Annotated in this window: 8 protein-coding genes; 5 read left to right on the forward strand and 3 right to left on the reverse strand. The window is 61.6% G+C overall.

The window, feature by feature from the left end:
- Positions 1 to 301 precede the first annotated feature (301 nt).
- Positions 302 to 1,186, forward strand: a complete 885-nt coding sequence (locus tag LPA36_RS11465; protein ID WP_228876471.1) for a LysR substrate-binding domain-containing protein — start codon at positions 302 to 304, stop codon at positions 1,184 to 1,186.
- Positions 1,187 to 1,233: 47 nt separating this feature from the next.
- Here the strand turns inward: LPA36_RS11465 and LPA36_RS11470 are convergent, their stop codons facing one another.
- Positions 1,234 to 2,313, reverse strand: coding sequence for a calcium:proton antiporter (locus tag LPA36_RS11470; protein ID WP_228876472.1), 1,080 nt, complete (start codon positions 2,311 to 2,313; stop codon positions 1,234 to 1,236).
- Between the two features lie 114 nt (positions 2,314 to 2,427).
- Between LPA36_RS11470 and LPA36_RS11475 the strand changes: the two genes are divergently transcribed.
- Positions 2,428 to 3,582 (forward strand): acyl-CoA dehydrogenase family protein, encoded by a 1,155-nt coding sequence (locus LPA36_RS11475; protein WP_228876474.1) that lies wholly within the window; start codon positions 2,428 to 2,430, stop codon positions 3,580 to 3,582.
- Between the two features lie 139 nt (positions 3,583 to 3,721).
- Here the strand turns inward: LPA36_RS11475 and LPA36_RS11480 are convergent, their stop codons facing one another.
- Positions 3,722 to 4,081, reverse strand: a complete 360-nt coding sequence (locus LPA36_RS11480; protein ID WP_228876476.1) for a BON domain-containing protein — start codon at positions 4,079 to 4,081, stop codon at positions 3,722 to 3,724.
- A 238-nt stretch (positions 4,082 to 4,319) separates the two neighbouring features.
- Here LPA36_RS11480 and LPA36_RS11485 point away from each other — a divergent pair, with 238 nt between their 5' ends.
- Positions 4,320 to 4,973, forward strand: a complete 654-nt coding sequence (locus tag LPA36_RS11485; RefSeq protein ID WP_228876477.1) for a DNA-3-methyladenine glycosylase — start codon at positions 4,320 to 4,322, stop codon at positions 4,971 to 4,973.
- Positions 4,974 to 5,194: 221 nt separating this feature from the next.
- Positions 5,195 to 5,524, forward strand: a complete 330-nt coding sequence (locus LPA36_RS11490) for a DUF4148 domain-containing protein (RefSeq protein WP_228876479.1) — start codon at positions 5,195 to 5,197, stop codon at positions 5,522 to 5,524.
- Between the two features lie 301 nt (positions 5,525 to 5,825).
- On the opposite strand, the gene LPA36_RS11495 is transcribed toward LPA36_RS11490, so the two are convergent.
- Positions 5,826 to 6,269, reverse strand: coding sequence for a CBS domain-containing protein (locus LPA36_RS11495; protein ID WP_228876481.1), 444 nt, complete (start codon positions 6,267 to 6,269; stop codon positions 5,826 to 5,828).
- 266 nt (positions 6,270 to 6,535) lie between these two features.
- On the opposite strand from LPA36_RS11495, the gene ribA reads away from it, so the two are divergent.
- Complete coding sequence (gene ribA, locus LPA36_RS11500) at positions 6,536 to 7,183, forward strand: GTP cyclohydrolase II (RefSeq protein ID WP_228876482.1); 648 nt, start codon at positions 6,536 to 6,538, stop codon at positions 7,181 to 7,183.
- The last annotated feature ends 108 nt before the right edge of the window (positions 7,184 to 7,291 follow it).

Here is a 7,291-nt window from a genome sequence, read left to right on the forward strand (position 1 = left end):
AGCGGGGAGGTATGAGGAAAGGTCAGTCGTGGTGCGAAAAAAACGCACACCGGGCACTAAAGCGGTGCGCGCTCGCTGTAGCGGTCGGCCAGATCACGTGATCCGCGCGTAGTTCGTGGCCAGGTTATCAGTTGAAGATTAGCGTCGCCATGAGACGAATGCATGCGTGTGCGCGCATATCCCAGTCGTGTCGGCATTTTGAATGGCGTATCCTGCGGGCGTGGCACGCATGTCGACCGATCGACCCGATACGCGGGCTGCAATGCATTTTCCTGATAGCCCAACGCCGAACGCGCCCGCCATGCGACGACTTCCACCGCTTAACGCCCTGCAGATTTTCGAAACTGTCGCGCGGCATCGCAGCTTCACGCGCGCCGCGGATCACCTCTGTCTGACGCAGGGCGCAGTCAGCCGCCAGATTCTCGCGCTGGAAGACTATTACGGCTTTCCGCTTTTCAAGCGTCATGCAAAAGGTCTCACGCTGACCGCCGAGGGCGAATCGCTGCTGCCTGCCGTCAAGGAGAGCTTCGCGCGGATCGAGGAAATCTCGCTGCGCCTGACGCGCCAGCGCACGGACCTGGCGTTGAAGGTGCCGACCTGCGTGATGCGCTGGATGCTGCCGAAGATCATGCAGTTTCAGGCCGAGTATCCCGACCTGCACGTGCAGGTGACCACCACGTGGCAGCACGACGTCGATTTCCAGATGGAGCCGTTCGATGCGGCGATCATCTACGGCTCGTCGCCCGGGGTGGACGTGCAGTCGGTGGCGCTCTTCGAAGAAAGGCTGACGCCCGTCTGTGCGCCGGAGCTTCTCGACGACAAGCCGCTTGGCAGTGTTGCCGATCTCGCGCGGCACACGTTGCTGCATCCCACACGCGATCATCGCGACTGGAAGATGTGGCTCGATCACGTCGAGGCCCGCGACATCGACGCGAACCACGGTCCCAGTTTCGATACGCTCGACCTCGCGACGAACGCCGCGCTACAGGGTTTTGGCGTCGCGATCAGCGACCTCGCGCTGATCGACGAGGACGTCGCGGCGAAGCGGCTCGTGCGGCCGTTCGATGCCGTGCTGACCACCGGCACGCGCTATTACTTCGTATACCCGGACAGCGTCGCGCATCAGCAGAAGCTCAATCTGTTCCGCGAATGGATCGCGGCGCACTGGACCGAAACGGTCGACTGAGGGATCGCACAGCCATTGACGCGGGTGCTTCAATGGCTGTCGCATCTTCAAGGCGCAATCGACAGGAACAGCCACGCGGCGAACAGCGACAGATGCACCGCGCCCTGCAGGATCGTGGTGCGGCCGGTGCCGAGCGTCAGCGTGCCGACCACGAGCGTCAGGAAGAGCAGCACCATCTCCTTGCCGTCGATGCCGAGCTGTAGCGGCTGACCGATATACAGAAACACGACCGCGACGGTGGGAATCGTGAGCCCGATACTCGCAAGCGCTGAACCGAGCGCGAGATTGAGGCTCGTCTGCAGGCGGTCCGCGCGTGCGGCGCGAACCGCCGCGAGTCCTTCCGGCAGCAGCACGAGCGCCGCAATCACGATCCCGACGACCGCCTTGGGCAGGCCGGCATCGGCCACCGCTGTTTCCACCGCAGGCGAGAGCAGCTTCGCGAGCAGCACGACCGCGACGAGACACACCACCAGCAGGCCGGCGCTCAGCAACGCGATGCGCGCGCTGGGCGGTTCGGCATGGACGTTTTCATCGGAGACGTCGGCCAGAAAGTAATCGCGATGTCGCACGGTCTGCACGAATACGAACACGCCATACAGCACGAGCGACGAGACGCCCGCAAACGCCAGTTGCGATGGCGTGAGCACTGGCCCCTCGGCGCTGGTGAAATTCGGCATGACCAGTGTCAGCACCGAAAGCGATGCGAGCACTGCAAGCGCCGCACTGGCGCCGCGAATCTGGAAATCCTGCTCGCGATGGCGAATCCCGCCGGCAAGCAGACATATCCCCACAATTCCGTTGCAGACGATCATCACCGCGGCAAATACCGTGTCGCGCGCAAGGCCCGCTTTCTCGGGGCCGGCGCTCAGCATCACGGAGACGATCAGCGCCACTTCGATGACGGTCACGGCAACGGCGAGCACCAGCGTGCCGAACGGTTCGCCCACGCGATGCGCGACGACTTCCGCATGGTGGACGGCCGCGAAGACCGCACCCGCCAGCGCGGCGCCGACGAGCGCGAGCAGCACGGCGTTGCCCGGCAGCAGCGCGGCGGCTGCGAGCACGATCCAGCCGGCGATCGGCACCCACAGTGTCCAGCGCGGCAGCAGCGTCGATGTTGTAGTCATGCGGGGCGTTCCTGTTCGGTGAGGGGGAGCGGGCGTCAGCAGATATACCCAGCCCGTACATTAAAATAAAAAAGTGATCGAAGAATGATGAAACTGCATCCTTGAGGAGACGCTGTGATCCGCAGTCAGGAAACATTGAACATGCTGCTCGACAGCATCAGCCGCTTTGTTCGGGAACGTCTTGTACCCAGCGAAGAGCTCGTCGCGGAAACCGACCAGATTCCGCCGGGTCTGCTGCAGGAAATGAAAGACCTCGGCCTCTTTGGTCTGTGCCTGCCCGAGGAGTACGGCGGCCTCGGCCTCACAATGGAAGAGGAAGTGCTGGCCGCGATGGAACTCGGCAAGACTTCGCCCGCGTTTCGTTCGGCGATCGGCAGCAATAACGGTATCGGCTCAACCGGCATTGTGATCGACGGAACGCCGGCGCAAAAGGAAAAGTATCTGCCGCGCCTCGCATCGGGCGAACTGATCGGCTCGTTCTGTCTGACCGAACCGGAAGCCGGCTCGGACGCCGCTTCGCTTCGGACCACGGCCGTGCGCGATGGCGGGGACTACGTGCTGAACGGCACCAAGCGCTTCATCACGAACGCGCCCGAAGCCGGGCTCTTCACGGTGATGGCGCGCACGGACCCGACGGGCAAGGGCGCGGGCGCGATCTCGGCGTTCGTTGTCGAAGCCGGCACCGCAGGTCTTTCGCTTGGACGGATCGATCGCAAGATGGGTCAGAAAGGCGCGCATACGTGCGACGTGATCTTCGAGAACTGCCGCGTGCCGGCAGAAAATCTCATCGGAGAAAAGGAAGGCGTGGGCTTCAAGACCGCGATGAAGGTGCTCGACAAGGGGCGTCTGCATATTGCGGCCGTCGCGACAGGCGCGGCTGAGCGCATGCTGGCCGACGCACTGCGTTATGCGATGGAGCGCAGGCAGTTCGGCAAGGCGATCGTCGAATTCGAGCTGATCCAGGCAATGCTCGCCGACAGCAAGGCGGAAATCTATGCGTCGCGCTGCATGATTGTCGATGCCGCGCGCAGGCGCGATGCGGGCGAGAAAGTGACGGGCGAATCGTCGTGCGCGAAGATGTTCGCAACGGAAATGTGCGGACGGGTAGCGGATCGCGCGGTACAGATTTTTGGCGGCGCGGGTTATATGAGCGAATATGGCATCGAGCGGTTTTATCGTGACGTGCGCCTTTTTCGCATATATGAGGGCACCACGCAGATTCAGCAAATCGTCATTGCCCGCGAAATGCAGCGCAGCTTTGAAGGTTGAATGGAAACTGTAATCGCTGTTCAGCCATGCCGGATATAAGCGCATTTAAAAAGGCAGGTATTAAGGTGCCGAAAATGCGCGAAAAAAAACGCCGCCTCGTTCGAGGCGGCGTGTGGCCGGGATGAATCGGCCTGCTGTATTACGTGCCTTCCGGACGGATCGACAGCGCGTTCTTGACGGACGTAACGCCCGCTACGCCCTTGGCGACTTCCGTCGCCTTGTCGCTCTGCGCCTGTTCCGGCACGGTGCCTTGCAGTGTCACAGCGCCGTCGATTGCACGGACGGTGATGTTGGCGACGCTTACACCCTTAGCCTTCGACAGTGCCGAACGCACCTTTTTCTGGAGCGCGCGGTTAGCTGCCTTGCTCGCCTTGTATTGCTGCTTGTTGGCAGCGGTCGAATCCGGAGCAGGCGTATCGCTCGCCTGAGCGTAGGCGCCAACCGATGCCACGACGAGAAGTGCGCTAGTTGCCAGTTTGATTGCGTGGATTGCCTTCATGCATTTTCTCCTGTTGTCACAATTTTGCGTGGGTCCCGGGCGGAACCGTTGCACTACACCACCAAGGTACTTCTTGATTGAGTTGCGATGGAACGGTGTTCTGGTATTGCGTTATATATGGCGATAATGCGGACAGAAGCGCTAAAACACCTGCCGGTATGATTGTCCATCTGTGCTGGAAGGTAAAGATACCTCAAATGGTGCCATAGTGACCGCCACGCGACCACGAAATGAGGCTTTGACGCAACGCGTCACACAGCAATCCACCCGGATTGTGCCGCTCAGACGCGAAGAACTGCCTGTCGACACCGTAGAACTCGCGCGTTTCATGGTGGGTAAATACCTGGTTCACGATGTGCCGGAAGGGCGTATGGGCGGGCGAATCGTCGAAACCGAAGCCTATCCGCTGGGGGATTCGACGAGCCACGCTTTTCAGGGGCGTCGCCCCTATAACGGCTCGATGTTCCTCGAACGCGGCCATGCGTATGTGCGGCTGACTTACGGCACAGCGTACATGCTCAATATGTCGAGCGAAACCGTCGATATCGGCGCCGGAATCCTGATGCGCGCCGTCGAGCCTGTCGAGGGCATCGCGCTCATGGAAGCGAGGCGGCCGGGCGTGCCGCTGCGCGATCTGGCGCGCGGGCCTGGAAGGCTGACGCTGGCGTTTGGCATCGGCCAGTCGTTCGACGGTCGCGATCTGTGCACCGGCCGCGATTTGTGGATCGGCAGGGGCGAAGGCGAACCCGAGCCACGCGTCGCCGCCACAAAACGCATTGGCCTTTCACGCGAAATGCACCAGCCCCTGCGGTTTTACCTGCCCCCTGGCGCATTTGTGAGCGGTCCGCGAAAGCTTCTCCTGCTGCCTGCCGGCGGCGCAGCCGACGTCTAAGCCCCCATTCCCTTCAGTCGCTTACGAATCCTGCGATTATTACGGTAAATATGGGTTGATGAGCCTTTCAATCGACCTTCATGCCAGTATTCTTGCGTATTTCGCAAGTGTTTGTATCGAAAATAGGGGTTTTCCCTTTGTTAAGCGTTGACTACACTGGACTTAGTCGCTCGACACATGGTGTGTTCTGCGCAGGCAAGAACAAGTTCTGGAGGTGAGTCATGAAATCCCTGATCAAAGCCGTTGCCGTTGCTTCAGTCCTTGTTGCGCCGGCCATTTCGTTTGCCCAGACGAACCAGCCCGAAACCCGCGCTGACGTGCGTGCGCAACTGATCCAGCTTGAACAGGCGGGCTACAACCCGGCACGCAGGGATCCGCAGTATCCGGCGGATATCCAGGCCGCCGAGGAACGCGTGAACGCTGAACATGGCGTGACTCCGCAGGCGCCGGTTGCCGATACCAGCGGTTACGGCGCGGCAATGACCGGTTCGTCGCAATCGGGCGATGCGGGCTCGACGCCGCAGCAACGTAACGTGTACTTTGGCAACTGACCTTTAGCGGCCAGCCGTGGCCCGGGGCATTCCCCGGGTGATCCCGGCAGGCGCGACCGCCAGCTGTCGTTTGACGGCTGGCACGCGGCGCGCACCTGACGCGCACGCGCATACCGGCTTTCACCCGGGGCAAGCGGAAGACGCCCCAGCGGAGAAAGCCGGCCCAACCTTGATCGAAGAACCTCCGCCGCCCATACAGGTGGCTTCGCCCATATCCTCGCGGTCTGGGCGCTTTTTCGTTGTCGCGCAAGGCGTTACGCGAGGTAACGCGTGATGCGCCGCAACGCCCGGGCGGATGCCGCTACGCGGGCCGCTCTCCGGTGATGTACAGCTCCAGTTGCTGGATCGTGAACTGCTGCTCCGCGATGATGTTCTTCACCAGATCGCCGATCGACACCATGCCGACGAGTTTTTCCTTGTCGATGACGGGCAGATGACGCATGCGGAAGTCGGTCATGATCGCCATGCAGTCGTCGGTGGTCTGCTCGGGGCGCACGAAACGCACGGCGCGGCTCATGATGTCGCGCACCGGCGTCGCCTTTGACGAGCGGTCCATCAGCACGACTTTTCTCGCGTAGTCACGCTCGGTGACGATGCCGGCGATGCTCTCGCCATCCATGACGACGAGCGCGCCAATCTGTTTGTCCGCCATCAGTTTGATCGCGTCGTAGACGGAATCTCCGGCCGTGACCGTGTAGACGATATTTTCTGGCTTCGTTTTAAGTACTTGTGCAACGCTTGTCATGGAGCGGCTCCGTATCGCAATGCAGCACGTCGTTGGGTGGCGCGCTGTCGTGTGGACAGGCCATTCCAGTATAGGCGTGGTCTGCTGTTGCGTGCGAGGCGTGGCTGTTTTCGCTGAAGCACGGCGTTCCGTGGGGTTGAATCGGTGCACGATGGCGATTAGCGGTAAACTCCAGTCCAGTCTTGATCCGGTTTTAATGCCGGAATCGATTTCCGGGTTGTGATCCCGGCCATGTATCCGGTTTGTCCGCATCCTTGTCTAACGCCATGCCCACGCCTCACGTACCGTCCACGAACTGCGCATCCGACGACGGCGAATGCGTCGTACTCGACGCCACCGCCACGCTTCCCACCCGTTATGGCACGTTCACGTCATATGTCTTTCGCGTGGTCGAAAACGGAGCAGAACATCTCGCGCTGGTGATGGGCGATGTCACGACCGGCAAGTCCGTGCTGACGCGTCTGCATTCGGAATGCCTGACGGGCGACGTACTGGGTTCATATCGCTGCGATTGCGGCGAGCAGCTCGATCAGGCGCTGCGCTATATCGCGGCGGAAGGCTGTGGCGTGCTGCTCTATCTGCGCGGTCACGAAGGGCGCGGCATTGGCCTCAGCAACAAGATCCGTGCGTATGCGCTGCAGGAACAGGGGCGTGACACGGTCGAGGCGAACCTTGATCTTGGCCTGCCCGACGACGCCCGCGAATACGATTCGGCCGCCGCGATCCTGCGTCTCCTGAAGGTCACGTCGGTACGACTGATGAGCAACAACCCCAAGAAATTCGACACGCTCACGAAGCATGGCATCCCCGTGTGCGAGCGCGTGGCGCTTGCCATCCCGACGCGCGAGGAAAACGAGCGCTATATCCGTACGAAGCAGGTCAAGTTCGGGCACTACTTCGAAGAAAACGAATAGCGGCTTTTGCTGTTTGCGCAGGTTGCGGCGCGGGGGGGGGGGGGGTGGGGCGACCCCGCCCGCCCGCCGGGTAGGTGGGGTGGGGGCCCGCCCCGCGGGGGCGGGCAG

Origin of the sequence: Paraburkholderia saeva (genome assembly GCF_907164555.1) — a bacterium.
Taxonomy (GTDB): Bacteria; Pseudomonadota; Gammaproteobacteria; order Burkholderiales; family Burkholderiaceae; genus Paraburkholderia; species Paraburkholderia saeva.

What these genes read in the sequence shown, in the direction of transcription:
- LPA36_RS11465 (WP_228876471.1), top strand. Translation starts at nt 302, where the DNA reads ATGCGACGACTTCCACCGCTTAACGCCCTGCAGATTTTCGAAACTGTC.
- LPA36_RS11470 (WP_228876472.1), bottom strand. Translation starts at nt 2,313, where the DNA reads ATGACTACAACATCGACGCTGCTGCCGCGCTGGACACTGTGGGTGCCG.
- LPA36_RS11480 (WP_228876476.1), bottom strand. Translation starts at nt 4,081, where the DNA reads ATGAAGGCAATCCACGCAATCAAACTGGCAACTAGCGCACTTCTCGTC.
- LPA36_RS11490 (WP_228876479.1), top strand. Translation starts at nt 5,195, where the DNA reads ATGAAATCCCTGATCAAAGCCGTTGCCGTTGCTTCAGTCCTTGTTGCG.
- LPA36_RS11495 (WP_228876481.1), bottom strand. Translation starts at nt 6,269, where the DNA reads ATGACAAGCGTTGCACAAGTACTTAAAACGAAGCCAGAAAATATCGTC.
- ribA (WP_228876482.1), top strand. Translation starts at nt 6,536, where the DNA reads ATGCCCACGCCTCACGTACCGTCCACGAACTGCGCATCCGACGACGGC.